This window comes from Streptomyces sp. NPDC022910 (assembly GCF_055561075.1).
In genome coordinates, this window is record NZ_JBVHHL010000014.1 from 141,990 (window position 1) to 167,151 (window position 25,162).

At 70.6% G+C, this 25,162-nt stretch carries 21 protein-coding genes; 12 read left to right on the forward strand and 9 right to left on the reverse strand.

The annotated features are described in order from the left end of the window. Positions 1-33 precede the first annotated feature (33 nt). The 4 genes from ACZ3TS_RS16555 (at position 34) to ACZ3TS_RS16570 (ending at position 3,837) form a co-directional block, all read left to right on the forward strand. Positions 34-825, forward strand: coding sequence for an AAC(3) family N-acetyltransferase (locus ACZ3TS_RS16555; RefSeq protein WP_467618303.1), 792 nt, complete (start codon positions 34-36; stop codon positions 823-825). A gap of 52 nt (positions 826-877) precedes the next feature. Continuing rightward, complete coding sequence (locus tag ACZ3TS_RS16560) at positions 878-1,801, forward strand: ABC transporter ATP-binding protein (protein WP_467618306.1); 924 nt, start codon at positions 878-880, stop codon at positions 1,799-1,801. Between the two features lie 50 nt (positions 1,802-1,851). Beyond that, on the forward strand, positions 1,852-2,568 hold the full coding sequence (locus ACZ3TS_RS16565; RefSeq protein WP_467618348.1) for an ABC transporter permease: 717 nt from the start codon (positions 1,852-1,854) through the stop codon (positions 2,566-2,568). A gap of 279 nt (positions 2,569-2,847) precedes the next feature. Continuing rightward, entirely contained in the window at positions 2,848-3,837 is a 990-nt protein-coding gene (locus ACZ3TS_RS16570; protein WP_467618350.1) for a COX15/CtaA family protein, read from the forward strand. A gap of 36 nt (positions 3,838-3,873) precedes the next feature. Here ACZ3TS_RS16570 and ACZ3TS_RS16575 read toward each other — a convergent pair whose 3' ends face one another. From ACZ3TS_RS16575 to ACZ3TS_RS16585, 3 genes are all read right to left on the reverse strand, one after another. Further along, a complete protein-coding gene (locus ACZ3TS_RS16575) occupies positions 3,874-4,980 on the reverse strand; it encodes an amidohydrolase family protein (RefSeq protein WP_467618308.1) in 1,107 nt (368 codons plus the stop codon). A gap of 179 nt (positions 4,981-5,159) precedes the next feature. Next, positions 5,160-5,516, reverse strand: coding sequence for a hypothetical protein (locus ACZ3TS_RS16580; RefSeq protein ID WP_467618311.1), 357 nt, complete (start codon positions 5,514-5,516; stop codon positions 5,160-5,162). Between the two features lie 66 nt (positions 5,517-5,582). After that, a complete protein-coding gene (locus ACZ3TS_RS16585; protein ID WP_467618353.1) occupies positions 5,583-6,569 on the reverse strand; it encodes a heme o synthase in 987 nt (328 codons plus the stop codon). Positions 6,570-6,939: 370 nt separating this feature from the next. On the opposite strand from ACZ3TS_RS16585, the gene tkt reads away from it, so the two are divergent. Genes tkt through pgl form a run of 5 tightly spaced genes read left to right on the forward strand, consistent with a single transcriptional unit; the run spans position 6,940 to position 13,563 of the window. Then, positions 6,940-9,042, forward strand: coding sequence for a transketolase (gene tkt, locus ACZ3TS_RS16590; RefSeq protein WP_467618313.1), 2,103 nt, complete (start codon positions 6,940-6,942; stop codon positions 9,040-9,042). 34 nt (positions 9,043-9,076) lie between these two features. Then, positions 9,077-10,195: a transaldolase gene (tal, locus tag ACZ3TS_RS16595; RefSeq protein ID WP_467618315.1), complete on the forward strand. Its 1,119-nt coding sequence runs from the start codon at positions 9,077-9,079 to the stop codon at positions 10,193-10,195. Positions 10,196-10,199: 4 nt separating this feature from the next. Continuing rightward, complete coding sequence (gene zwf, locus ACZ3TS_RS16600; protein WP_467618317.1) at positions 10,200-11,732, forward strand: glucose-6-phosphate dehydrogenase; 1,533 nt, start codon at positions 10,200-10,202, stop codon at positions 11,730-11,732. After that, positions 11,729-12,784 (forward strand): glucose-6-phosphate dehydrogenase assembly protein OpcA, encoded by a 1,056-nt coding sequence (gene opcA, locus ACZ3TS_RS16605; RefSeq protein ID WP_467618320.1) that lies wholly within the window; start codon positions 11,729-11,731, stop codon positions 12,782-12,784. The genes zwf and opcA overlap by 4 nt, the downstream gene beginning before the upstream one ends. Beyond that, positions 12,781-13,563 (forward strand): 6-phosphogluconolactonase, encoded by a 783-nt coding sequence (pgl, locus tag ACZ3TS_RS16610; RefSeq protein ID WP_467618322.1) that lies wholly within the window; start codon positions 12,781-12,783, stop codon positions 13,561-13,563. The genes opcA and pgl overlap by 4 nt, the downstream gene beginning before the upstream one ends. A 73-nt stretch (positions 13,564-13,636) precedes the next feature. On the opposite strand, the gene ACZ3TS_RS16615 is transcribed toward pgl, so the two are convergent. From ACZ3TS_RS16615 to ACZ3TS_RS16635, 5 genes are all read right to left on the reverse strand, one after another. After that, positions 13,637-14,476 carry a carbohydrate ABC transporter permease gene (locus tag ACZ3TS_RS16615; RefSeq protein WP_467618324.1) on the reverse strand — a complete coding sequence of 280 codons (840 nt, stop codon included), beginning with the start codon at positions 14,474-14,476 and terminating at the stop codon, positions 13,637-13,639. Then, positions 14,473-15,834, reverse strand: coding sequence for an ABC transporter permease (locus tag ACZ3TS_RS16620; protein WP_467618327.1), 1,362 nt, complete (start codon positions 15,832-15,834; stop codon positions 14,473-14,475). Before ACZ3TS_RS16620 ends, ACZ3TS_RS16615 begins: the two co-directional genes overlap by 4 nt. Positions 15,835-15,840: 6 nt before the next feature. Beyond that, the gene (locus tag ACZ3TS_RS16625) at positions 15,841-17,166 is read right to left on the reverse strand and encodes an ABC transporter substrate-binding protein (protein ID WP_467618328.1); all 1,326 of its coding nucleotides are present in this window, start codon (positions 17,164-17,166) and stop codon (positions 15,841-15,843) included. A 52-nt stretch (positions 17,167-17,218) separates the two neighbouring features. After that, on the reverse strand, positions 17,219-18,901 hold the full coding sequence (locus ACZ3TS_RS16630; RefSeq protein ID WP_467618330.1) for a glycoside hydrolase family 13 protein: 1,683 nt from the start codon (positions 18,899-18,901) through the stop codon (positions 17,219-17,221). A 130-nt stretch (positions 18,902-19,031) separates the two neighbouring features. After that, positions 19,032-20,303, reverse strand: a complete 1,272-nt coding sequence (locus ACZ3TS_RS16635) for an ABC transporter substrate-binding protein (RefSeq protein WP_467618332.1) — start codon at positions 20,301-20,303, stop codon at positions 19,032-19,034. A 124-nt stretch (positions 20,304-20,427) separates the two neighbouring features. On the opposite strand from ACZ3TS_RS16635, the gene ACZ3TS_RS16640 reads away from it, so the two are divergent. From ACZ3TS_RS16640 to ACZ3TS_RS16650, 3 genes are all read left to right on the forward strand, one after another. Beyond that, a complete protein-coding gene (locus ACZ3TS_RS16640; protein WP_467618334.1) occupies positions 20,428-20,943 on the forward strand; it encodes a PadR family transcriptional regulator in 516 nt (171 codons plus the stop codon). Then, positions 20,940-21,689 (forward strand): ABC transporter ATP-binding protein, encoded by a 750-nt coding sequence (locus tag ACZ3TS_RS16645; RefSeq protein ID WP_467618337.1) that lies wholly within the window; start codon positions 20,940-20,942, stop codon positions 21,687-21,689. The genes ACZ3TS_RS16640 and ACZ3TS_RS16645 overlap by 4 nt, the downstream gene beginning before the upstream one ends. Positions 21,690-21,752: 63 nt before the next feature. After that, a complete protein-coding gene (locus ACZ3TS_RS16650) occupies positions 21,753-24,035 on the forward strand; it encodes an ABC transporter permease (RefSeq protein ID WP_467618339.1) in 2,283 nt (760 codons plus the stop codon). Positions 24,036-24,089: 54 nt separating this feature from the next. On the opposite strand, the gene pgi is transcribed toward ACZ3TS_RS16650, so the two are convergent. Beyond that, positions 24,090-25,162 (reverse strand): glucose-6-phosphate isomerase (pgi, locus tag ACZ3TS_RS16655; protein ID WP_467618342.1); only part of this gene is annotated, 1,073 nt, incomplete at its 5' end.

Below are 25,162 nucleotides of genomic sequence, written 5' to 3' on the forward strand. Positions count from 1 at the left end.
GCGGGCCGGGCCCGTCAGCAAGACTGCCGAACCATGCCCACACCCCCTCCGACCAACCCTCTTGTCACCCGGGACACGGTTTTCACACAGCTGCGCACGCTCGGCGTCGCGCCCGGTGAGACACTCCTCGTGCACTCCTCCCTCAGCTCGCTGGGCTGGGTGTGCGGAGGTGTCGTCGCGGTCGTCCAGGGGCTGCTCGACGCGCTCGGTCCGGAGGGCACGCTGGTGGTCCCCACCCAGTCCGGCGACCTCTCGGACCCGGCGGTGTGGGGCAATCCGCCGGTGCCCGAAGAGTGGTGGGAGACGATCCGGGCCACGATGCCCGCGTACGACCCGCTCGTCACACCCTCGCGCGGGGTCGGCGTGATACCGGAGACCGTGCGCACATGGCCCGGTGCCCTGCGCAGCGCGCACCCCCAGACGTCGTTCGCGGCGGTCGGAGCGCGGGCGGCGGAGGTCGTCGAGGGCCACGCGCCCGACTGCCGCCTCGGTGAGCGCAGTCCGCTGGCCCGGCTGGAGGCGATGGGAGCGCGCGTGCTCCTGCTGGGGGCCGGCTACCACGCGTGCACGAGCTTCCACCTGGCCGAGTACCGCATCCCGTCGCCCTTGGTCCGGGTGGGCAGGCCGGGTCGGGGCGGATGGGAGGTCGTGACCGAGGTGGCGATCACCTCGGACCGGTTCGACGAGCTGGGCCACGACTTCGAGCGGGACCGCCCGGTCGTACAGGGGAAGGTGGGCGCGGCCCCCGTACGGCTGTTCCCCGTGCCGGACGCGGTGGCGTACGCGCAGCGGTGGCTGGCGCTGCACCGGCCGGGCGAGGAGTAGTTTTCGGACCCCCTGGTCCCGCGCCCGACACGCCTACCTAGACTCTGGACCCATGCGAAGTGAGCCGGTCGTCCAGGTCCAGTCCCTGGTGAAGCGGTACGGCGGGAAGACCGCGGTGGACAGCCTCGACCTGGTGGCCCGGGCGGGTGTCACCGCCGTGCTCGGCCCCAACGGGGCGGGCAAGACGACCACGGTCGAGACCTGCGAGGGGTACCGGAAGCCGGACTCCGGCACGGTGCGCGTCCTGGGCCTCGACCCGGTCCGCCAAGCCTCGGCGTTGCGTCCCCGCATAGGTGTCATGCTCCAGTCCGGCGGCATCTACTCAGGCGCCCGGGCCGACGAGATGCTCCGCCATGTCGCCAAGCTGCACGCACACCCGCTGGACGTGGAGGCTCTCATCGAGCGACTGGGGCTGGGCGGCTGCGGACGCACGGCCTACCGGCGCCTGTCGGGCGGACAGCAGCAGCGGCTGGCGCTCGCCATGGCCGTCGTCGGCCGCCCGGACCTGGTCTTCCTGGACGAGCCGACCGCCGGCCTCGATCCCCAGGCCCGCCGGGCCACCTGGGACCTCGTACGCGATCTGCGCGCCGACGGCGTGTCCGTGATCCTGACGACGCACTACATGGATGAGGCCGAGCAGCTCGCCGACGACGTCGCGATCATCGACGGGGGCCGGGTCATCGCGCAGGGCTCCCCGGAGGAGCTGTGCCGCGGCGGCGCCGAGAACACCCTGCGCTTCACGGGCCGCCCGGGCCTCGACGTGGCGTCCCTGCTGAAGGCGCTCCCGGCGGACTGCACGGCGGGGGAGCTGACGCCGGGCGCCTACCGTGTCGTGGGCAAGGTCAACCCGCAGCTGCTCGCGACGGTCACCTCCTGGTGTGCCCAGCACGGGGTGATGCCCGACAGCATCTCCGTCGAACGGCACACCCTGGAAGACGTCTTCCTCGAGCTGACGGGCAAGGAGCTGCGTTCGTGACCACCGCCGGTACCTACGCGCCGAAGCCCGGCGCCGCCCCCCTTCTGCGCATGATCGCGGCACAGGCCGCGCTCGAGACGAAGATGCTGCTGCGCAACGGCGAGCAGCTGCTCCTGACGGTCGTCATCCCGACACTGCTGCTGGTCCTCTTCGGCTCCGTCGACATCGTGGACACCGGTGCCGGCAAGGCCGTCGACTTCCTCACACCCGGCATCCTCGCGCTCGCCGTGATGTCGACCGCGTTCACGGGGCAGGCCATCGCGACCGGCTTCGAGCGCCGGTACGGCGTGCTGAAGCGGCTCGCCTCCTCGCCGCTCCCCCGCTGGGGGCTGATGTCCGCCAAGACGGCCTCCGTCCTGGTCACCGAGGTCCTCCAGGTGATCCTGCTGACGGTGATCGCCTACGCCCTCGGCTGGTCGCCGCACGGTGACCCGCTGTCCGTGCTGCTCCTGCTGGTCCTGGGGACCGCGGCCTTCTCCGGTCTCGGCCTGCTGATGGCGGGCACGCTGAAGGCCGAGGCGACCCTGGCGGCCGCCAACCTGGTCTTCCTGTTGCTGCTCGTCGGCGGCGGCGTGATCGTGCCGTTGGACAAGTTCCCCTCCGGCGCCCAGGACGTCCTCGGTCTGCTCCCCATCTCCGCGCTGTCGGACGGCCTGCGAAGCGTCCTCCAGCACGGCGGCGGCATGCCCGTCGGCGACCTGGGAATACTGGCCGTGTGGGCGGTCGTGGGGCTGGCTGCGGCCGGCCGGTTCTTCCGCTGGGAGTGAGCAGCCCGGAAGGGGCGTCGCCCAGGGCCACGAGGGCCCGGCGGTCGACGTACCGGGCGCGGCGCTACGGCGCTACGGCGCTACGGCGCTACGGCGCTACGGCGCTACGGCGCTACGAGCAGGCGTACGGCACGGATCACGCGCTCCCCATGTGCGTGAGGCGCCGGCTACGGGTGCTCACGTCCGAGCGTCCCGGCAGCGGAACCCGCCCGTTCGGGCCGTGGCACACCCACGTGAATTCGTGCACAAGCGCCCCCCTACGATGGGGGCGTGCCAAACGTGACCCGCGCCGACGCCGTAGCGGCCGTGCGCAACCCGCTCGCCTTCATCGCCGCACGCTGGACCCCGGAGCCCCGGACCGTTCAGCGGGCGGCACTCGCCGCGCTCGTCATGTCGGTGGTCATCGTCGTCACCGGCGGTGCCGTACGCCTCACGGGTTCGGGGCTCGGCTGCCCGACCTGGCCGCAGTGCACGGACGACTCGCTGACCACGACCAGCGCCATGGGCATGCACGGCGCCATCGAGTTCGGCAATCGCATGCTGACGTACGTGCTGTGCGCGGCGGTCGGCTGGGCGATCATTGCCGCGCGCTCGCAGAAGCCGTGGCGACGCGGTCTCACCCGACTCGGCTGGGCCCAGTTCTGGGTCGTCATGAGCAACGCGGTCCTCGGCGGCATCGTGGTCCTCGTGGGCCTCAACCCGTACACCGTCGCCGCCCACTTCCTGCTCTCCACCGCGCTCATCACGGTGGCGACCGTCATGTGGCAGCGCACACGGGAGGGTGACGCGGCACCGCGTCCGCTGGTCGGCAAGGCCGTGCAGCAGCTGGTGTGGTTCCTGGTCGTCGCCTCGGTCCTGCTGATCGCAGTCGGCACGGTGGTCACCGGCGCGGGCCCGCACGCGGGCGACTCCAGCGACGTCGAGCGCATCCAGATCGACTGGGAGACCGTCGCCAAGCTGCACGCCGTGCTCGCCTGGATCGTGGTGACGCTGACCTTCGCCCTCTGGTTCGTCCTGAAGGCGGTCGACGCACCCAGGGGCCCGCTCCACCGCACACGGGAGCTGTTCCTGGTCCTCCTCGGCCAGGGCGTCATCGGCTACGTCCAGTACTTCACACACCTTCCCGAGGTCCTGGTCGGCCTGCACATGCTCGGCTCCTGTCTGGTGTGGATCGGGGTGCTCCGGGTTCTGCTGTCGCTGCGCGAACGGTCCGAGGTGACGGCGGACCTCCCGGGTCCCTCGGCGGAGTCGGCCCTCACCGCCGCCTGACGCCCCCTCCGGAGCCGTAAGCACGGCCCCGGCGGCTCACTTCAGCCCGTACACCCGCTGCGCGTTCCCCGCCGCGATCATCCCCGCCACCCGCTGCGCGTCCGCCAGCGACCAGGCGCCCTCGGTGACCCAGCCACCCAGCAGTCGCGAGAGCGCCTCACGGAACAGGCGGGCACCCACCACATGGAGCTCGGGCAGGCCGTGGGCGCCGCTGGAGAAGAGGAGCTTGCCGAAGGGGGCCAGTTCCAGGATCTCGGCCAGCACGTCGGCGGCCCGGGCGCCCGTGCGGACGAGCACCGCGCCCAGGTCCGCGTACACGTGCGGGAACACCCCGGCCAGATGCGCCGCGTGCCGGTGGTACGGATAGCCGTGCAGCAGGACGAGGTCCGTGCCGAGCCCCGCCGTGGCGCGTACGAAGTCGGTGAGCAGGACCGGGTCGGTGCGGTCGATGCGCAGGCCCGGTTCACCGAGGCCGGCGTGGAGCTGGAGGGGCCGCCCCGAGGCCACCGCGCTCCACAGCAGATGGCGGAGCAGGACCGGGTCCGACAGGGTCCCGCCCACCCGGCGCCCCGCGAGCCAGCGGCCGGCCGCGCCCCGTACCTCACCCGGCCCCGGCGGTTCGGGCGCGAGCGCCAGACCGTGCCGTACGCCCGCCACCGACGTGAACGCCACCGCGTGCGCCGCCGCCCCGTGGATCGACTCGGCGAGGTTGGCGAGGAAGGACTCCACCGTGCCCGAGGTGTCGGCCACCTGTTCGGCGAGCAACTCCAGGCGGACGATCTCGTGCGCCTCGGCGGCTCCTGCGGAGGCCATCTCGGCGGGCCCGGTGAGGTCGCCGGGCAGCCCGGTGTCGACGAGGTAGGTCGTGATGCCGCTGCCCCGCAGCAGTCTGCGCCCCGCCTCCAGGACGCCGAGTTCACGGCGCCGGGCGAGGTAGCGGGCGGGCGGGCAGTGCGGCTCCAGACCGAGCAGCGGCGGACACCAGCGGCGTACGGCGAAGCCCGTCTGCGTGTCGAAGAGGGTGGTGCCGGCCGCAGGCGGGCCCTCGGTACGGGCGAGGTGGGCCTCGAAGGTACCGAGGCCCAGCTCGGTACGGAGCACGCCATGGCAGTACTGGTCCACCAGGGACGGCGTTTCGATCATCCGGACTCCCGCGTGGACGCTGCGCTTGCCTTACAGGTCCTAACGGGTGAACCGGGGTGTAGGTGTTGGGGGCCGTTCGGGGGGTGCGAGTGATTCGGCGCCTGCGGGCCGTCGTGGCTGGTCACGCCCACGCGACGGAGCCGCATATCGTCACGGCGCCGCGCCCTTCGGTCAGTTGTTCAGCTGTTGGCCGGGCCACCGAGCTGGATTCCCGCCATGCGCGTCCACTCGTACGGGCCGGTCTTCACCTTGCCCGCGAACTCGCCGTCGAACGCCTCATGGACGGTGATTCCGGCCTTCTGCACGGCCTTCTCGGCGATCTCGTACGTCGATGCGACGAGGTCGCCCCAACCGCCGTCCTCGCCGACGAGCACGATCCGGGCGCCTCGCTCCCCGATGTAGGCGACCTGTCCCTCGGCGCCGCCGTGCGCCTTGGCGAAGGCGCTGATCTCCTTGGCGAGCCGGGCCGCCCTGCGCTCGGCCTTGGCGGCCCGCTTGGCGTCGGTGCCCTCGTCAACCTGCTTGGTGTCTGCCATGGTCAGGATGCTACTCACGGGTAGATCGACTGGCGAGAGCACGGGGGCGTGTGCTGGGCCACGCCCTCAGCGCAGGAAGGGATCCACCGCGACGGCGACGAAGAGGATGGACACATAGGTGATGGACCAGTGGAACAGGCGCATCTCCTTGAGCTTGACGCCCGTCACCTCGGCCCTGGCCCGGTTCTGCAGTCCGTGCGCCTCCCACAGCCAGAACCCGCCGGCCGCCAGCGCCACCACCGTGTAGAACCAGCCGGTGTAACCGAGCGGGGTGAGCAGCAGCGAGACCACGACCATCACCCAGCTGTAGATCACGATCTGGCGGGCGACCACCTTGTTGGAGGCGACGACCGGCAGCATCGGCACGCCCACGCGCGCGTAGTCCTCCTTGACCTTCATGGACAGCGGCCAGTAGTGCGGCGGCGTCCAGAAGAACATGACGAGGAAGAGGATGACCGGCGCCCACGACAGGGAGTTCGTGACGGACGACCAGCCGATGAGGACCGGAAGACAGCCGGCGATGCCGCCCCAGACGATGTTCTGCGAAGTACGCCGTTTGAGGATCATCGTGTAGACGACGACGTAGAAAAGGAGCGCTCCGAGCGACAGCCAGGCGGACAGCCAGTTGACGGTGAATCCGAACAGCAGCGTCGAGACGACTGCCAATGTGATGCCGAAAGTGAGGCACTCACGAGGGCTGACCATGCCGGTGACCAGGGGGCGCTGCGAGGTGCGCTCCATGAGCGCGTCGATGTCACGGTCGATGTACATGTTGAGCGCGTTGGCGCCGCCCGCCGAGAGGTAACCGCCGATACAGGTGAGCAGCACCAGCCTGAGGCTCGGCACCCCCTGCTGGGCGAGGAACATCACCGGGACGGTGGTGATCAGCAACAGCTCGATGATCCGCGGCTTGGTCAGCGCCACGAACGCCTTGACACGGGCCCCAAACGGCCGCTGGCCCAGGCTGCTGCTCGTCCCGAGCTCCTCCACAGCCTTAAGGGCGTGGGCGGTGCCCCCACCCGTTGGACGGGATTCGACGGCCGTCACGTACACCCCTGACAGAGACATCCCAGCAAGCCCGCCGGCTGTGAATTCCGGGTAAAGGCTCGCGCGTACTCACGCAACTTTAGACGTTGCCCACAGCGCCCCCTTCGCGGGGGTGGGTCGTGTTGGCAGCGGTCGTGCGGTCGGCGAAAGAGCGGCAGGACACGAGCCGGACTTCGCTCGATTGAGCAGTCGGATGAGCGGCTCCGTATTCAGATGCCGACTACGGATCAACCCGGTCGGGAGGCGGATCCCGGCGACTCCCGGCAGTCTGGAATGACTCGAAAAGACGCACGTACTTACGGGGGTAGGCTCAGCAACGGCCGGTGGGCGCCCAGTGCACCGGCATTCGACATGTGGAGAGGAGCCCTGACCCAGGGTGAGCACCAAGCCGACCACAACAGACCTCGAGTGGACCGAGTTGGACCAGCGGGCCGTCGACACCGCCCGCGTCCTGGCCGCCGATGCCGTACAAAAGGTCGGCAACGGCCATCCCGGTACGGCGATGAGCCTTGCTCCGGCCGCCTACACCCTCTTCCAGAAGGTGATGCGCCACGACCCGGTGGATCCCGAGTGGGTGGGCCGTGACCGCTTCGTACTGTCCGCCGGCCACACGTCCCTGACCCTCTACACGCAGCTCTACCTGGCCGGTTTCGGGCTGGAGCTGGACGATCTGAAGGCCTTCCGCACCTGGGGCTCCAAGACCCCCGGCCACCCCGAGTACGGGCACACGCGCGGCGTGGAGACGACGACCGGCCCGCTGGGCCAGGGTGTCGCGAACGCGGTGGGCATGGCCATGGCCTCCCGGTACGAGCGCGGCCTGTTCGACCCGGACGCCCCGCAGGGCGCCTCGCCCTTCGACCACTTCATCTACTGCATCGCCGGTGACGGCTGCCTCCAGGAGGGCATCTCCGCCGAGGCCTCCTCGCTGGCCGGCCACCAGAAGCTCGGCAATCTGGTCCTGCTGTGGGACGACAACCACATCTCGATCGAGGGCGACACCGAGACGGCCGTCTCCGAGGACACCGTCAAGCGCTACGAGGCGTACGGCTGGCACGTCCAGCGCGTCGCCCCCAAGCCGGACGGCGACCTGGACCCGCACGCCGTCTACGACGCGATCCAGGAGGCCAAGAAGGTCACGGACCGGCCGTCCTTCATCGCGATGCGCTCGATCATCGCCTGGCCGGCCCCGAACGCGCAGAACACCGAGGCCGCACACGGCTCGGCGCTCGGCGATGACGAGGTCGCGGCCACCAAGCGTGTGCTGGGCTTCGACCCGGACAAGAGCTTCGAGGTGACCGACGAGGTCATCAACCACACCCGCAAGGCCCTCGAGCGCGGCCGTGAGGCGAAGGCCGAGTGGGAGAAGTCGTTCCAGGAGTGGCGCGACAAGAACGCGGAGCGCGCCGCCGAGTTCGACCGCATGAGCAAGGGTGAGCTGCCCACCGGCTGGGAGGAGAAGCTCCCGGTCTTCGAGGCGGGCAAGGGTGTCGCCACGCGTGCCGCCTCCGGCAAGGTGCTGCAGGCCCTCGGCGCGGTCATCCCGGAGCTATGGGGCGGCTCGGCCGACCTGGCCGGCTCGAACAACACGACCATCGACAAGAACAGCTCCTTCCTGCCGGCGGACAACCCGCTCCCGGGCGCGAACCCGTACGGCCGCACGATCCACTTCGGCATCCGCGAGCACTCCATGGCCGCGGAGATGAACGGCATCACGCTGCACGGCAACACCCGCGTCTACGGCGGCACGTTCCTCGTGTTCTCCGACTACATGCGCAACGCGGTGCGTCTGTCGGCGCTCATGCACCTGCCGGTGACGTACGTGTGGACGCACGACTCCATCGGCCTCGGTGAGGACGGCCCGACCCACCAGCCCGTCGAGCATCTGGCCTCGCTGCGCGCCATCCCGGGCCTGAACGTCGTCCGCCCGGCCGACGCCAACGAGACCGCGATCGCCTGGCGCGAGGTGCTGCGGCGCTGGACCAAGGAGTTCGGCAAGGGTGCCCCGCACGGTCTCGCGCTGACCCGCCAGGGCGTGCCGACGTACGAGCCGAACGAGGACACCGCGCGCGGCGGTTACGTGATGTTCGAGGCCGAAGGGCCCGACGGGCAGAGCACGGGGCCGCAGGTCATTCTGATCGCCACCGGTTCCGAGGTGCACGTGGCCGTCGAGGCCCGCGAGCAGCTCCAGGCCGAGGGTGTTCCGACGCGAGTCGTGTCGATGCCGTCCGTGGAGTGGTTCGACGAGCAGGACCAGGGGTACCGGGACAGCGTCCTGCCGCCGTCGGTGAGGGCGCGGGTCGCGGTGGAGGCCGGGATCGGTCTGACCTGGCACCGGTTCGTCGGGGATGCGGGCCGCATCGTTTCCCTGGAGCACTTCGGTGCTTCGGCCGACGGCAAGGTCCTCTTCCGCGAGTTCGGCTTCACTGCCGAGAACGTCGCATCCGCCGCCCGGGAATCGATCGCCGCAGCCCAGCGCTGACGCTGATATACGATATGTAGGAGATGCATTTTCCATGACAGACGCACTCAAGCGCCTCTCCGAAGAAGGCGTCGCGATCTGGCTGGACGACCTGTCGCGCAAGCGGATCACGTCCGGCAACCTCGCCGAACTGATCGACCAGCAGCACGTCGTGGGCGTCACCACCAACCCGACGATCTTCCAGAAGGCGATCTCGTCGGGCGACGGCTACGAGCAGCAGCTCGCCGACCTCGCCGCCCGCAAGGTGACCGTCGAAGAGGCGGTCCGCATGATCACCACGGCGGACGTCCGGGACGCGGCGGACATCCTGCGCCCGGTGTTCGACGCCACGCAGGGCCAGGACGGCCGGGTGTCGATCGAGGTCGACCCGCGCCTGGCGCACAACACCCGGGCCACCGTCGCCGAGGCCAAGCAGCTCGCCTGGCTCGTCGACCGCCCTAACACGCTCATCAAGATCCCGGCCACCAAGGCGGGCCTCCCGGCGATCACCGAGACCATCGCCAACGGCATCAGTGTCAACGTCACGCTGATCTTCTCGCTCGAGCGCTACCGCGAGGTCATGGACGCCTACATGACCGGCCTCGAAAAGGCTAAGGAGCGCGGCCTGGACCTGTCCAAGATCCACTCGGTGGCGTCCTTCTTCGTGTCCCGTGTGGACACCGAGATCGACAAGAGGATCGACGAGCTCGGCACTCCCGAGGCGAAGGCGGTGCGCGGCAAGGCGGCGATCGCCAACGCGCAGCTCGCCTACCAGGCGTACGAAGAGGTGTTCGGCAGCGACCGCTGGCTGGCCCTCGACAAGGCGCGGGCCAACAAGCAGCGTCCGCTGTGGGCCTCCACCGGCGTCAAGGACCCGGCCTACAAGGACACCATGTACGTCGAGGAGCTGGTGGCGCCGAACACGGTGAACACCATGCCGGAGGCCACCCTGCTGGCCACCGAGGACCACGGCGAGATCCGCGGCAACACCATCGCGGGCACCTACGAACAGGCGCGCGCCGGTCTCGACGCCGTCGAGAAGCTCGGGATCTCGTACAACGACGTGGTCCAGCTCCTGGAGGTCGAGGGCGTCGACAAGTTCGCGGCCTCCTGGAACGACCTGCTCAAGTCGACCGAGGCGGAGCTGCAGCGCCTCGCCCCCTCGGAGGGCTGACACCTTGACATCCATACACGGAGCGAATCCGCTTCGTGACGCCGCGGACCGACGGCTTCCGCGTATCGCGGGGCCGTCGGGCCTGGTCATCTTCGGCGTTACGGGCGATTTGTCACGGAAAAAGCTGATGCCTGCCGTCTACGACCTGGCCAACCGCGGTCTGCTGCCGCCGGGCTTCTCGCTCGTCGGCTTCGCCCGCCGCGAGTGGCAGGACGAGGACTTCGCCAACGAGGTTCACGACGCGGTCAAGGAGCACGCCCGTACGCCGTTCCGCGAGGAGGTCTGGCAGCAGCTCATCCAGGGCATGCGCTTCGTCCAGGGCACCTTCGACGACGACGACGCGTTCGAGCGGCTGCGCTCCACGATCGGGGAGCTGGACAAGGCGCAGGGCACAGGCGGCAACTTCGCCTTCTACCTGTCCGTGCCGCCGAAGTCCTTCCCCGTGGTCATCCAGCAGCTGAAGAAGCACGGCCTGGCCGACCAGACCGGCGGCTCCTGGCGGCGCGCGGTCATCGAGAAGCCCTTCGGCCACGACCTGAAGTCGGCCGAGGAGCTCAACGCGATCGTGCACGAGGTCTTCGCCCCGGACCAGGTCTTCCGCATCGACCACTACCTGGGCAAGGAGACCGTCCAGAACATCCTGGCGCTGCGGTTCGCCAACACCATGTTCGAGCCGATCTGGAACCGGTCCTTCGTGGACCATGTGCAGATCACCATGGCCGAGGACATCGGTATCGGCGGCCGTGCCGGTTACTACGACGGCATCGGCGCCGCCCGTGACGTCATCCAGAACCACCTCCTCCAGCTGCTGGCCCTCACCGCCATGGAGGAGCCCGCCTCCTTCGACGCGGACGCGCTGGCCGCCGAGAAGACCAAGGTGCTCGGTGCCGTCCGGCTGCCCAGGGACCTCGGCCGCGACACCGTGTTCGCGCAGTACACGGCCGGCTGGCAGGGCGGCGAGAAGGCGGTCGGCTACCTCCAGGAGGAGGGCATCGACCCCAAGTCGAAGACCGACACCTACGCCGCGGTCAAGCTGGAGATCGACAACCGCCGCTGGGCGGGCGTCCCCATTTATCTGCGCACCGGCAAGCGCCTCGGCCGCCGGGTCACCGAGATCGCGGTCGTCTTCCAGCGCGCCCCGCACTCCCCCTTCGACACCACCGCCACCGAGGAGCTCGGGCAGAACGCGGTCGTCATCCGCGTCCAGCCCGACGAGGGCGTCACCGTCCGCTTCGGCTCCAAGGTGCCGGGCACCTCGATGGAGATCCGGGACGTGTCCATGGACTTCGCCTACGGCGAGTCCTTCACGGAGTCCAGCCCCGAGGCGTACGAGCGCCTGATCCTGGACGTCCTGCTCGGCGACTCGAACCTGTTCCCGCGCACCGAGGAGGTCGAGCTGTCCTGGAAGATCCTCGACCCGATCGAGGAGTACTGGGACAAGCACGGCAAGCCCGCGCAGTACCCGGCCGGCACATGGGGGCCCCGCGAGGCCGACGAGATGCTCGAACGAGACGGACGGAGCTGGCGCCGGCCATGAAGATCGACCTCACGGACACCACGGCCAGCAAGATCAACAAGGCGCTGGTGCAGGGGCGTCGCGCCATCGGCACCCCCGCCGTCGGCATGGTCCTGACCCTGGTCATCGTCACCGACGAGGAGAACGCCTACGACGCCCTGAAGGCCGCCAACGAGGCCTCGCGCGAGCACCCCTCGCGCACTCTCGTGGTCATCAAGCGCGTCTCGCGTTCGCCACGCGACCGCACGTCCTCGCGTCTGGACGCCGAGGTACGGGTGGGCGCGGACGCGGGCACCGGCGAGACGGTGGTGCTGCGGCTGTACGGCGAGGTCCTGAACCACGCCCAGTCCGTGGTGCTGCCGCTGCTGCTGCCGGACGCCCCGGTCGTCGCCTGGTGGCCGGTGAACGCACCGCTCGACCCGGCCAACGACCCGCTCGGTGCGCTCGCGCAGCGCCGGGTCACGGACACCTACACGGCCGAGGCACCCGTACGGGAGCTGAGCGCCCGTGCCGACGCCTACACGCCCGGCGACACCGACCTGTCCTGGACCCGCATCACGCCCTGGCGCTCGATGCTGGCGGCGGCCCTCGATCAGGTCACCTGTGAGGTCGAGGGTGTCGAGGTGGAGGGCGAGGAGTTCAACCCGAGCTGCGAGCTGCTGGCCATGTGGCTCGCGGACCGGCTGAGCGTCCCCGTCAAACGCTCCCTCTCCCCCGGCCCGGGACTCACCGCCGTGCGGATGGACACGAGCTGCGGCCCGATCGTCCTCGACCGCGCCGACGGCTCCCTGGCCACGCTGTCGATCGAGGGCCAGCCGGACCGCGCGGTGGCGCTCAAGCGCCGCGACACGGCGGAACTGATCGCCGAGGAGCTGCGGCGGCTCGACCCGGACGACACCTACGCGTCGGCGCTGCGCTACGGCGTGGACCGGCTGGGCGCCGAGGCTGAGCCGGCCGGGGCTCCGGCCGCGAAAGCCGTGGCCGGCGGCTCGGTCACCGAGGAAGCGGTGACGGCCGTCGCACCGGCACCGGCCACGGTGCAGGAACCCGCGAAGAAGGCGACGGCGAAGTGAGTACTCCGCAGCTCGTCGTGCACCGCGACAAGGAGCTGATGGCCCAGGCCGCGGCGGCCCGGCTGATCACGAAGGTCGTGGACGCGCAGGCCTCGCGCGGCTCCGCCTCGGTCGTGCTCACCGGCGGGCGCAACGGCAACGGCCTGCTGGCCGCGCTCGCCGCCGCGCCCGCCCGGGACGCGATCGACTGGGGCCGCATCGACCTGTGGTGGGGCGACGAGCGCTACCTGCCGGAGGGCGACCCGGAGCGCAACTACACCCAGGCCCGCGAGGCGCTGCTCGACGTCGTGCCGCTGGACCCGAAGCGCGTGCACCCCATGCCCGCGTCGGACGGCCCGTACGGCGCGGACGCCGAAGCGGCGGCCGAAGCATACGCCGCGGAGCTGGCGCGGGCCGCGGGCCCCGAGAACCACGGCTCGGTGCCCACCTTCGACGTCCTGATGCTGGGCGTCGGTCCGGACACACACGTGGCCTCGCTCTTCCCGGAGCTGCCCGCGGTGCGGGAGACCGAGCGGACGGTGGTCGGCGTGCACGGCGCGCCCAAGCCGCCGCCGACCCGGATCACGCTGACGCTGCCGGCGATCCGGTCCGCCCGCGAGGTGTGGCTGCTGGCGGCCGGCGAGGACAAGGCACAGGCGGTGGCCATCGCTCTGTCCGGCGCGGGTGAGATCCAGGCCCCGGCGGCGGGCGCGTACGGCAGGTCGCGAACGCTGTGGCTGCTGGACGCGGCGGCGGCGTCGAAGCTTCCGCGGTCGCTGTACCCGCCGGCGTCGGCCTGAGGAACGGCCTCCTCTCGCATGCCGAACGCCGGACGGGCTGGATTCAGCCCGTCCGGCGTTCGGCTTCGAGGGGCTACTTCACCGACCCCGCCATGACCCCTTGCACGAAGTGCCGCTGGAACGCGAAGAACACCACCACCGGAACGATCAGCGACAGGAACGCCCCGGGCGCCAGCACATCGATGTTGCTGCCGAACTGCCGTATCTGGGACTGGAGTTCCACCGTCAGCGGCTGGGAGGAGCTGTCGGCGAACAGCAGCGCCACCAGCATGTCGTTCCACACCCACAGGAACTGGAAGACGGCGAGGCTGGCGATGGCGGGGCGGCCCACGGGCAGCACGAGCCGGGTGAAGACGCGCCACTCGCTGCCGCCGTCCATGCGTGCCGCCTCCAGCATCTCCTTCGGCATCTCGGCGAAGTAGTTCCGCAGCAGGAACACGGCGAACGGCAGACCGTAGGCCACATGGAAGAGGACCACTCCCGGGATCGTCCCGAACAGACCCAGCTGACCGAAGAGTTTGGCGACCGGCAGCAGACCGATCTGCACCGGCACCACCAGCAACGCGACCACCAGCAGGAAGAGCGGCTCGCGCCCGGGGAAGTCCAGCCACGCGAAGGCGTATCCGGCGAGCGCGGCGATCACGACGACCAGTGCGGTCGCCGGCACCGAGATCAGCACCGTGTTCCAGAACGCCTGCGTCATCCCGGCGTTCTTCAGCAGCGCCGAGTAGTTGTCGAAGGACAGCTGCCCGGGACTGGCCAGCGCCGTCCACCAGCCGCCCTTCGCCGTGTCCTCGACCGACCGCAGCGACGAGACGAACAGCCCTGCCAGCGGGGTGAGCCAGATCAGGCCGATCACGACGAGGAAGCCCTGCACCACCCCGTTGCCCAGGCCACGCCTGACCGCGTTCATCGCTGACTCCTTCGGAAACGGCGGACGTTGAAGACCATCGCGGGGATCACCAGCAGCAGGAGCAGCACCCCGAGCGCGCTGCCGAGCCCCTGGTTGTTGCCGCCACCGAAGGACACCAGCCACATCTGCGTCGCGAGCACGGTCGCGTCCTCCTGCACCGGCCCGGGCGCGATGATGTAGACGAGGTCGAAGACCTTCATCACATTGATCACCAGCGTCACGAAGACCACGGTCAGCACCGGTGCGAGCAGCGGGACCGTGATCCGCCGGAAGATCTGCCACTCGTTGGCCCCGTCCATCCGCGCCGCCTCCAGCGCGTCCCGCGGCAGCGTCGCGAGACCCGCACCGATCAGCACCATCGCGAAGCCGGTCCAGATCCACAGGTAGGCCCCGATGATCGCCGGGGTGACCAGCGTCGGCCCGAGCCAGGACACACCCTGGTACGGCGGCGAGAAGTTCGACGCCGACAGCTTCACCGTGTACGTGCCGGAGGCCACTCCCGGGAAGCGGAAGGAGCCGTCGGACGCGGTCGTCGTGCTCGCGACGGTCCGCCCGTCACGCACCGCCTCGACCTTCATCTCCGGCAGCCCGCTCTCCCGTCGGTCGACCTTGCCCTGCTTCCCGCCCCCGCCGGGCGTGAAGTCCAGGTAGACCACCCCGCGCAGTTCGTGCGCGGCGGCCCTCTTCCCGGCCGCCGCGTACGCGGGCCCGGCACCCTCGGGCAGGTCCTTGGGCAGCACCCCGACCAGCCCGAGGGCCACCGAGTCGCCCGGCGAGACACTCGCGTTCGTCCGGTACGCGCCGTCGCGGCCGAGCGTCAGCCCCTGCCCCTCGCGGGCACGGGCCGTCGGATACGACGAGGTCCCCTTGAAGGCGTCATGGACCGAGACCACGGCGGCGTTCAGCACGCCCTTGTTCGGATCCTCGTCGTAGGCGAGCCGGAAGATGATGCCCGCGGCGAGGAAGGACACGGCCATCGGCATGAACAGCAGCAACTTGAACGCCGTCGCCCAGCGGACCTTCTCCACCAGGACGGCCAGGATCAGGCCGAGCCCCGTCAGCAGCGCCGGCGCCACGACCACCCAGATGGTGGTGTTCCGGATGGCCTTGAGCGTCGCCGGGTCACGGAACATCTCGGTGTAGTTGCCGCCGCCCACGAAACGGGTACCGGAGGCGTCGAAGAAGCTGCGCCCGATCGAGAAGAGCACCGGATAGACGACGAGGGCGCCGAGCAGCAGCAGCGCGGGGAAGACGAAGAGCAGGGCGATGATCCGCCCGCGCCGTCGCGTACGCCGAACGCGGTCGGCGAGCGCGACGGGCGGGGAACTCGCCTCTTTCACGAGGGAGGTGGCGGTCATGTCCGCTCAGCCCTGGTACGCCTTGGCCGCCGCGTCCTCCAGCTGGGCCGCGGTCGCCTTCGGGTCGGACGGGTCACGCAGGAAGTCCTGCAGGAGCTTCCACTCGCCGGCGCCCTTCGTGCCGCCGAAGGCCGCCGGTGCCTGGTCGGACATGTCGAAGCGGACCGAGTCACCGGCGTCGACGAGGGACTTGGCCGTCGCGCGGGTGACGTCGTCACCGTAGGAGGCGAGGTCGAGCTTCTTGTTCGGCGAAAGGAAACCGCCCGCCTTCGCCCATACGGCCGCGGCCTCCGGACCCGCCAGGTACTCCAGGAGCTTCATGCCGGCCTTGGCGTTCTTGCCGTCCTTGAGGACGACCGCGGCGTCACCGCCGCTGACCACGGGTGCCGTACCGCCGTCGACCGCCGGGAACGGGAAGAAGTTCGCGTCCTTCCCGATGGTCTTCCCGAACTGGTCCTTGGCGACGCCGGCCACGAAGTCGCCCTCGTAGACCATTCCGGCTTCGGGCTTGGGCCCGAAGACCTTCTCGACGGAGCCCGGGAAGTCGGTGTTGAGTGCCTCCTTCTGGCCGCCCGCTATCAGCTGCTTGTCCTTGAAGAGCTTGCCGAGCGTGGTGAGCGCCTTGACCACGCTCGCGTCGGTCCACTTCAGCTTGTGGGCGGCGAGGGCGTCGTACTTCTCGGGACCGGCCTGGGAGAGGTAGATGTTCTCGAACCAGTCGGTGAGCGTCCAGCCGTCCTGCCCGGCGACCGCGAAGGCGGCGAGGCCCGAGTCGGAGACCGTGTGCCCGGCCTGCAGCATCTGTTCGTACGTGGTCGGCGGCTTGACCCCGGCCTGCGTGAGGGCGTCCGGGCTGTACCAGACCGTCGACTTGTGGGCGGCCTTGAAGTACAAGCCGTAGAGGGTGCCGTCGACGCTGCCGTAGTTCTTCCACACGCTCGCGTAGTCGGCGTCGACAGTCTGCTGGGCGGTCTTGGACAGGGGCTGGAGCCAGCCCTTCTTCGCGAACTGCTGGAGCACGCCGACCTGCGGGACCATCACCACGTCGGGCGCGTTGCCGCCCTCGATCTTGCTGCCGACGACGGTGGAGACGTTGTCGCCGGTGGACACGAACTGCGTCTTGGCGCCCGTCTTCGCGGAGAACGCGTCCAGCACCTTCTGGAAGTTCTTCTGCTCGCTGCCGGACCAGACGCCGGCCACGGTGACCGTCTGACCGCTGAGCGCCTTGTCGCCGCCGCCCGCGGTGACGGGACCGCCGCCGCAGGCGGTGGCGCCGAGCGTCAGGGCGAGCGCGGTGCAGCCGGTGAGCAGGGTGGTGCGTCGTCGCATCATCGTTGATGTCCCTTCGGGGAATGCGGAGTTGACGGGCTTCGGAGGGGCTTGGTCAGAGGTCGGTGCCGTCGCTGATCCACCACGCGGCCGTCGAGCCGGGCAGCAACCCGGGCGGGCAGGGACCGCTTGCCAGCAGGGGCGTGCCGGAGACCGGCGCGGGCATGGGAGCTGTGGTGAAGTTGACGGCGCAGACGAGGTCGCCGCCGCGCACGAAGGCGAGGACGCCGGGCGGGGAGTCCAGCCAGCGCAGGGTGCCCTCGCCCAACTGGGAGAGCGCGGCACGCAGTTGCAGGCCGTCGCGGTACAGGTGCCAGAAGGAGCGGGTGTCGGCGAGGGCCCGGTCGGTGGCGTGCTCGGCGAACCACTCGGGCTGCGGCAGCCACGGCTTGGCCCCCTCGGCGCCGGAGGTGAAGCCGAACGGGGAGGCCTGTCCCGACCACGGCAGCGGCACTCGGCAGCCGTCGCGGATGCGGGCGCGGCTGCCGGTGCGGCGGAAGATCGGGTCGGTGAGCACGTCGTCGGGCAGGTCGACGACCTCGGGCAGGCCCAGTTCCTCGCCCTGGTAGATGTACGCGGCGCCGGGCAGCGCCAACATCAGCAGCGCGGCGGCACGGGCCCGGGCGGCGCCCAGGCCGCTGCGCTCTGTTGCCGGTTCGCCGTAGCGGGTGACGGTGCGGACCTGGTCGTGGTTGTTGAGGACCCAGGTGACCGTGGAGCCCGTGCCGGCTATGTCCTGCATGGCCTCCGAGATGACCTTGCGGAAGGAGTCGGCGTTCCAGGGGGCGCTGAGCAGGTCGAAGAAGAACGCCTGGTGCAGTTCGTCCGGGCGGACGTACTGGGCGTGTTCGCGAGCGGTCGGCACGGAGACCTCGCCGACGAGCAGGCGTTCGCGGCCGTCGCGCGCCGTGTACTCCTCGCACACCGCACGCCAGCGCCGCCACACGTCGTGCACCTCGGGCTGGTTCCAGGCGAGCGGGTTGACCGAGTCACGGGTGCGGGCGTCGGCCTCGGGGTCCGGCGAGTCCGGCAACTCCGGGTGCTTGAAGAGACCGGCCGCGACGTCGATGCGGAAGCCGTCGACGCCCCGGTCGAGCCAGAAGCGGAGCACCCGGTCGAACTCGGCGGCGACCTCGGGGTCGCGCCAGTTCCAGTCGGGCTGTTGGGGCGTGAACATGTGCAGGTACCACTGGCCGGGGCGCCCGTCCGCCCCGGTGACCCGGGTCCAGGCCGGGCCGCCGAACATGGCGTGCCAGTTGTTGGGCGGCTCGGATCCGTCGGGGCCCCGCCCCTCGGCGAAGTGGAAGCGCGCGCGGGCCGCGCTGCCGGGAGCGGAGGCGAGCGCCTCGCTGAACCACGGGTGCTCGCTGGAGCAGTGGTTGGGGACGATGTCCAGGAGCACCTTGATGCCGAGCCGCCGGGCGGCCGCCACCAGCAGGTCGAACTCGGCGAGGTCGCCGAAGAGCGGGTCGACGTCGCAGTAGTCGGCCACGTCGTAGCCGTGGTCGTGCTGCGGCGAGGGGTAGAAGGGGCTCAGCCAGATCCCGTCGACGCCGAGCTTCTTCAGGTACGGCAACCCGGCCCTGACCCCGGCCAGATCACCGATCCCGTCACCCGTGCTGTCCAGAAAGCTGCGGACGTACACCTGGTAGATCACTGCGTCGCGCCACCAGTGGTGGGTGCGGATGCGCTGGAGACTCACCCGTCGACCTGTCTGTGCGTGCTTACGGTTATGCATGCATGTTAGGTAGAGGTGTCGAGCAAGTGTCAACGAACAGATAGAGATCTCCCGGAAGTTGGGGAACCATATCCGGACATATCAGCCCGCAGAGAGCAGTAATGAGATATCCGCGTTACCTAACAAGTAACTAGCGCCGCGAGATGGCGGCCAGCTCACCCGCCAGCCGCCGCACCGCGCTCTCGGGCGTCTCCCGCCCGGTCAGCGCATCGTGCACGACCGCCTGCACCGCCAGGCTCACCTGGTCGTAGCGGGGGCTCTTGGGGCGCGGGGCGGCGGCGAGGACGCCGGCGCGCAGGGTCGGCAGATACGGGAACTGCCGTACCAGCTCCGGGTCGTCGTAGAGCGCGGCGCGTACGGGCGGCAGAGCGCCGCGTGTGAGCACCTCGCGCTGGACGCCCTCGCCGGTCAGGTACGCGATCAGACGCGCGGCCGACTCGGGGTGCCGTGCATGGGTGTTGACCGCCAGGTTGGACCCGCCGAGGACGCTGGTTCCCGGCCCGTGCGGTCCCGGCAGCGGTACGGCGCCTATCTTCCCGGCGACCTCGGACCCTTTGGCGGAGGCGACGACGTACGCGTACGGCCAGTTACGCAGGAAGAGCAGCCGGCCGTCCTGGAAGGCCTGTTTGGACTCCTCCTCCTTGTACGTCAGCGCCTCCTTCGGGATCCAGCCCTCGCGCAGGCCCCGGGCGAGGAAACCGATGCCCTCGCGCGCCGCGGCCGAGTTCACGGTGACCCGCTCGCCCTCGGCCCCGAGGATCGTGCCGCCCGCCGAGTACACCGCCTCGGCGGCGTTGACGGTGAGACCCTCGTACGGCAGGAACTGCCCCGCGTAGCCGTCGAGTCCGTATTTCGGGGCGATGGTCTTCGCGTCCCGCTCCAGTTCGGCCCAGGTGCGCGGTGGTGCCACGCCCTCCTTGGCGAGGATGTCCTTGCGGTACAGGAGCAGACCGGCGTTGGTGACGTAGGGCACCGCGTACAGCCGGCCGTCGTAGGTCGCCGTGTCGACGACGGGTGGCAGGAAGCTGTCGAGCGGGAAACGGTCGCGCGGCAGCGGACGGATCCAGCCGGCCGCGGCGAACTCCGAGGTCCAGGCGACGTCGATGTTGAGGACGTCGAACCGGCTGCGGTCGCCGCCGCGCAGGTCGGTGGTCATCTGCGCGTGGGTCTCGTCGGCGGAGTCCGGGAGCTCGACGAGGGTGACCCTCTCGCCGGGGTGGGTGCGGTTCCAGCCCTCCAGCAGCGGTCCGAGATAGCCGGTGAGGTCTCCGGCGGTGGCCAGGGTGAGCGGGCCGCGGCCGCCCACGGTCCCGTCGTCGGCACGGGCGCCGGAGGCTACGTAGCCGGTCAGGACCACGGCGAGGACGAGAAGGCCCCTACCGGCGGCGCGCATCCACCGCATAGGTTCCTCCCTGTACACCGGCACCGGGCATCCTTGCCCGGAATCAGAGGCCATGTATACCTGTTAGGTATGGGCGATACTAGGGCCTGGAACACAATACGAGGACCCGAGGAGGACAGCACGAGTGCGCCTGCCCCTCCTGGCCCTCCTCGCGCGCGGCCCAGCCCATGGCTACGAGCTCAAGCAGGACCTTGAGCAACTGCTGGGCTCCGCGTACCCTCAGCCGAACGTCGGCCAGATCTACGTGACCCTCGGCCGCCTCGAGAAGTCGGGACTGATCGAGGGCGAGGAGGTCGAGCAGTCCAGCCGGCCCAACAAGAAGATCTACCACCTCACCGACGCCGGGCGGGAGGCGCTGCGCGCCTGGTATGAGGAGACGGCCGACGAGCCGCGGGTGCGGGACGAGTTCTTCATGAAGCTGGCACTCGCTCCGCAGACCGGTCTCGCCGACCAGATCGCCCTGATCAACAAGCAACGGCGCCAGTACCTCAACACCATGCGCAACCTGTCGAAACTGGCCGCCGCCGAGGACCGCGACAACCGGATGGCCCATCTGCTGATCGAGGGCGCGATGCTGCACCTGCAGGCCGACCTCGACTGGCTGGAGCGGTGCCAGGAGGAACTGGAGGAGCCGGAGTGAGCGAGCGCCCCACTCCTCTGCTGCGGGCCGAGGGCCTCGTCAAGACCCACTACGGCGAGGGCGCACCCGCCCACGCCGTGCGCGGGGTCGACCTGTGCGTGACCCGGGGCGAGTTCGTGGCCGTCACCGGCCCGTCCGGCGCCGGGAAGTCGACGCTGCTGCACCTGCTGGGCGGCCTGCAGCGGCCGGACAGCGGCAGTATCCGGCTGGACGGCGAGTCCACGGACTCCTACACCGAGGCGCGCTGGGCCGTGGAGCGCAGGAAGCGCATCGGGATCGTCTTCCAGTTCTTCAACCTGGTGTCCAACCTGTCGGTGGCGGACAATGTCGAGTTGCCCGCGCTGCTCGCCGGCCGGCCGCCGAAGCAGGCGCGGGCCGAGCGGGAGGAGCTGCTGGCCGAGCTGGGTCTCGCCGGCAAGGAGCGCAGCATGCCGGGCGAGCTGTCCGGCGGCGAGCAGCAGCGGGTCGCGCTGGCCCGGGCCCTGGTCAACCATCCGCCGCTGCTGCTCGCCGACGAACCCGCGGGCAGCCTCGACAGCAAGGGCACCCGCGAGGTCATGCGGCTGCTCTCCCGCTTCCACCAGCGCGGCCAGACGATCCTGCTGGTCACCCATGACGCCCGGCTGGCGAGTGCCGCCGACCGGGTGATCAGCTTCTTCGACGGCCGGATCGTCGACGACGCGGAACTGGACGGCACCCCGTCGCGCAGGACCGGGACATCCGGTGTGCTGGAGCTGAAGGGCTGACAGCGGTGCACGACGATCCGAGGGTGAACCGTTCCGTCCCGCGCGAGCCGAGGGGCTGACGCCGTGCGAGCCACCCTGCGCTGGGCGCACTCCGATCTGCGGACGCATCGCGGCGAGGCACTGTTCATCGTCCTCGCCACCGCCGGCATCGTCGCCTCCCTGCTGCTGGCCACATCGCTCCTCGGGTATGCGACCAACCCCTGGCAGCGGGTCTTCACACAGGCGAGGGGCGCCCATGTGTTGATCCACACGGACCGCGGTGCCGACGCGGCGAAGTTGGCCGGTCTGGACGGCGTCGAGTCCGTCGCCGGGCCCTATCCCACCGAGTCCGCGACCCTTGCCTCCCGCGGCACCCGCGCCTCGGTGGAACTGCGCGGCTCGCCCCGGCTGCCGTCGGTCGGCCGCCCGCTGCTCACCTCGGGCCACTGGCTGAGCCCGGCGCAGCCCGACGGCGTGGTGCTGGAGAGCCGGCTCGCCCGGGCACTGCTGGCCGAGCCCGGCGACATCCTGACGGTGGCCGGCACGGCCCGGACGCTGACGGTCGTGGGCATCGCGGACAGCGCCGAACCCCGCTACAGCCCGGGTGAACAGCCGGGGCTCGTCTGGGCGCCGCCGTCCGCCGTGCGCGATCCCGGTGGCGAGGTGACCGGGCTGCGCCTGGCCGATCCCGGGGACACGGACTACGCCGTCCAGCGCGCCGTCACCGTGCTCGGGGCGGGCAGGGTCAGCGAGGTCTCGACGTGGCAGCAGGCGCGGGCCGAGGCGCAGGGCGACAACCGGCTGCTGGGTCAGGTGCTGGGCCTGTTCGGTCTCGGCGCGCTCGTTGCCGCCGGGTTCGCCGTGCACGGGGCGATCGGCACCCGCATCCGCGGGCATCTGCGGGACATAGCCGTGCTGAAGGCGATCGGCTTCACGCCCGGCCAGGTCGTTCGGATCTTCCTCCTCCAGCACGTCGCGTACGCGCTGCTCGGCGCCGTGGCCGCGGCGGCACTCACGCAGGGCTGGGGCAGCCGTGTCCCGGGCCGTCTCGGGGACGCGGTCGGTGTGTGGCAGGGGCTGCCGGGACACACCGTGGCCCTGTTCGCGGTACCGGTGGCTGCGGTGCTGTTCATCGCCGTCACCACCGGCCTCGCGGCCTGGCGCGCGGGGCGGGTGCCTCCCGTACCGGTGCCACGGTCCGCGGCCCCGGCGGGCGGGCGCCTGACGGGCGTGGCGCGCGGGGCCCTCGGGCTGCGCCTGCCGCCCGCTCTGGTCCTGGGCTGGCACAAGGCGTTCACCCGCCGGCCCCGGTCGCTGGCCACGGTCGCCCGGCTGGCACTGCCGCTGCTGCTGATCGTGGTGGCGATGAGCGCGTGGACCACCATCGACCGCTTCCACAGCAGGCCCGAGGAGGTCGGCCTCGCCGCCGCTCTCACCGTCCGCCCCGACGGCAGCCTGGACGCCGCGGCAGCCCGTTCCCTGCTGGAGAGCAACCCGCGGGTCGCCGACGCCTATCCGGGCGTCGAGGTGGCGGCCCTGGTGCCGGGCCAGACGGCCACGATCGCCCTGCGTGGCCTGGGCACCCGCCAGGATCCGTACCCCTACGCCCTGGCCGAGGGCCGACCCGCGCGGGGCCGCGACGAGGCCGTGGCCGGGCAGGGGCTGCTCGACCTGCTCGACGTGGGCGTCGGCGACTGGGTGCGGATGACGGTGGGCGACCAGCCGCAGATCCTGCACATCGTGGGCCGCAGCATCGAACCGGAGAACGCCGGACGGGTCATCTCCACCTCGCTCGACACCCTGCGCGAGAACGATCCGCGGCTGCGCCCCACCCTCTACCAGATCCGGCTCCGTCCGGGTGCCGACCCCCACGAGGTCGCCGGGGAACTGGCCGCAGCCGCCCCGGGACACCTTGACGTGCACCCCGTGACGAATCCCGCGGACGGGCTCTCGCCGCTGCGCGGAGTCGTCGCCGGACTGATCGCCGTCCTCGCGCTCATCGGGATCGTCGAACTGCTGAGCGCGATCGGCGGCACCGTCCGCGAGGGCGAGCGGGACCTGCTGGCACTCAAGGCCATCGGGCTGTCCCCCCGGCAGATCACCGCGATCACCGTCACGGCCACCGCCTGCACCGCCCTGGCCGCCGTCTGCGTCGGCACGGCACTGGGGATTCCCCTCGCCCATTGGCTGATCGACGCACAGGGCAGGTCCAGCGGAATCGGCGCCGGACTGGCCCGGGGCCCGTCCCCGGTCCTGCTGCTGGCGTTCGGGGCCGCAGCCGTGCTGGGCGCCGCCGCGCTCGCCGCCCTCCCCGCGGCCCGCTCGGCACGCCGCCGCCTCGCGGACACCCTGAGCGCGGTGGCCTGAACAGGGAGCTGCATGGGGGAGGGGCGGCCCCGGCCGCCGCCTCCCCCATGGTCCCTAGCGGCCGCGCAGCTCGCGGTACTCGGCGACGAGGGCCTTGGTGGACTCGTCGAGGCCCGGCACCTCGGCACCCTCGGTGAGCGCGGGCTCGACGCGCTTGGCGAGGACCTTGCCCAGCTCGACGCCCCACTGGTCGAAGGAGTCGATGTTCCAGATCGCGCCCTGGACGAACACCTTGTGCTCGTAGAGAGCGATGAGCTGGCCGAGCACCGACGGAGTGAGCTCCCCGGCGAGGATCGTCGTGGTCGGTCGATTGCCCTTGAACGTCTTGTGCGCCACCAGCTCCTCGGGCACGCCCTCTGCGCGGACCTCGTCGGCGGTCTTGCCGAAGGCCAGCGCCTGGGTCTGAGCGAAGAAGTTGGCCATCAACAGGTCGTGCTGCGCCTTCAGTTCGTCGCTCAGCTCCTCGACCGGGTTCGCGAAGCCGATGAAGTCGGCCGGGATCAGCTTGGTGCCCTGGTGGATGAGCTGGTAGTAGGCGTGCTGCCCGTTGGTGCCCGGGGTGCCCCACACCACCGGCCCGGTCTGCCACTCGACCTCGCGCCCCTCACGGTCCACGGACTTGCCGTTGGATTCCATGTCCAGCTGCTGGAGGTAGGCGGTGAACTTGGACAGGTAGTGCGAGTACGGCAGCACCGCCTGCGACTGGGCGTCGTGGAAGTTGATGTACCAGATGCCCAGCAGGCCCAGCAGCAGCGGCACATTGGCCTCGGCGGGCGCGGTCCTGAAGTGCTCGTCGACCGTGTGGAAGCCGTCGAGCATCTCCCGGAAACGCTCCCGGCCGATGGCGATCATCAGGGACAGGCCGATCGCCGAGTCGTACGAGTAGCGGCCACCGACCCAGTCCCAGAACTCGAACATGTTCTCCGGGTCGATACCGAACTCGGTGACCTTCCCGGCGTTCGTCGAAAGGGCCACGAAGTGCTTTGCGACGGCCTCCTGACCGGCCTTCAGGCCGGTCAGGAGCCAGTTGCGGGCCGAGGTCGCGTTGGTGATCGTCTCGATGGTGGTGAACGTCTTGGAGGCGACGATGAACAGCGTCTCCGCCGGGTCCAGATCCCGCGTGGCCT

What these genes read in the sequence shown, in the direction of transcription:
- ACZ3TS_RS16630 (WP_467618330.1), bottom strand. Translation starts at nt 18,901, where the DNA reads ATGCATAACCGTAAGCACGCACAGACAGGTCGACGGGTGAGTCTCCAG.
- ACZ3TS_RS16560 (WP_467618306.1), top strand. Translation starts at nt 878, where the DNA reads ATGCGAAGTGAGCCGGTCGTCCAGGTCCAGTCCCTGGTGAAGCGGTAC.
- opcA (WP_467618320.1), top strand. Translation starts at nt 11,729, where the DNA reads ATGAAGATCGACCTCACGGACACCACGGCCAGCAAGATCAACAAGGCG.
- ACZ3TS_RS16625 (WP_467618328.1), bottom strand. Translation starts at nt 17,166, where the DNA reads ATGATGCGACGACGCACCACCCTGCTCACCGGCTGCACCGCGCTCGCC.
- ACZ3TS_RS16575 (WP_467618308.1), bottom strand. Translation starts at nt 4,980, where the DNA reads ATGATCGAAACGCCGTCCCTGGTGGACCAGTACTGCCATGGCGTGCTC.
- ACZ3TS_RS16555 (WP_467618303.1), top strand. Translation starts at nt 34, where the DNA reads ATGCCCACACCCCCTCCGACCAACCCTCTTGTCACCCGGGACACGGTT.
- tal (WP_467618315.1), top strand. Translation starts at nt 9,077, where the DNA reads ATGACAGACGCACTCAAGCGCCTCTCCGAAGAAGGCGTCGCGATCTGG.
- ACZ3TS_RS16580 (WP_467618311.1), bottom strand. Translation starts at nt 5,516, where the DNA reads ATGGCAGACACCAAGCAGGTTGACGAGGGCACCGACGCCAAGCGGGCC.
- ACZ3TS_RS16565 (WP_467618348.1), top strand. Translation starts at nt 1,852, where the DNA reads ATGATCGCGGCACAGGCCGCGCTCGAGACGAAGATGCTGCTGCGCAAC.
- ACZ3TS_RS16615 (WP_467618324.1), bottom strand. Translation starts at nt 14,476, where the DNA reads ATGAACGCGGTCAGGCGTGGCCTGGGCAACGGGGTGGTGCAGGGCTTC.
- ACZ3TS_RS16620 (WP_467618327.1), bottom strand. Translation starts at nt 15,834, where the DNA reads ATGACCGCCACCTCCCTCGTGAAAGAGGCGAGTTCCCCGCCCGTCGCG.
- ACZ3TS_RS16635 (WP_467618332.1), bottom strand. Translation starts at nt 20,303, where the DNA reads ATGCGGTGGATGCGCGCCGCCGGTAGGGGCCTTCTCGTCCTCGCCGTG.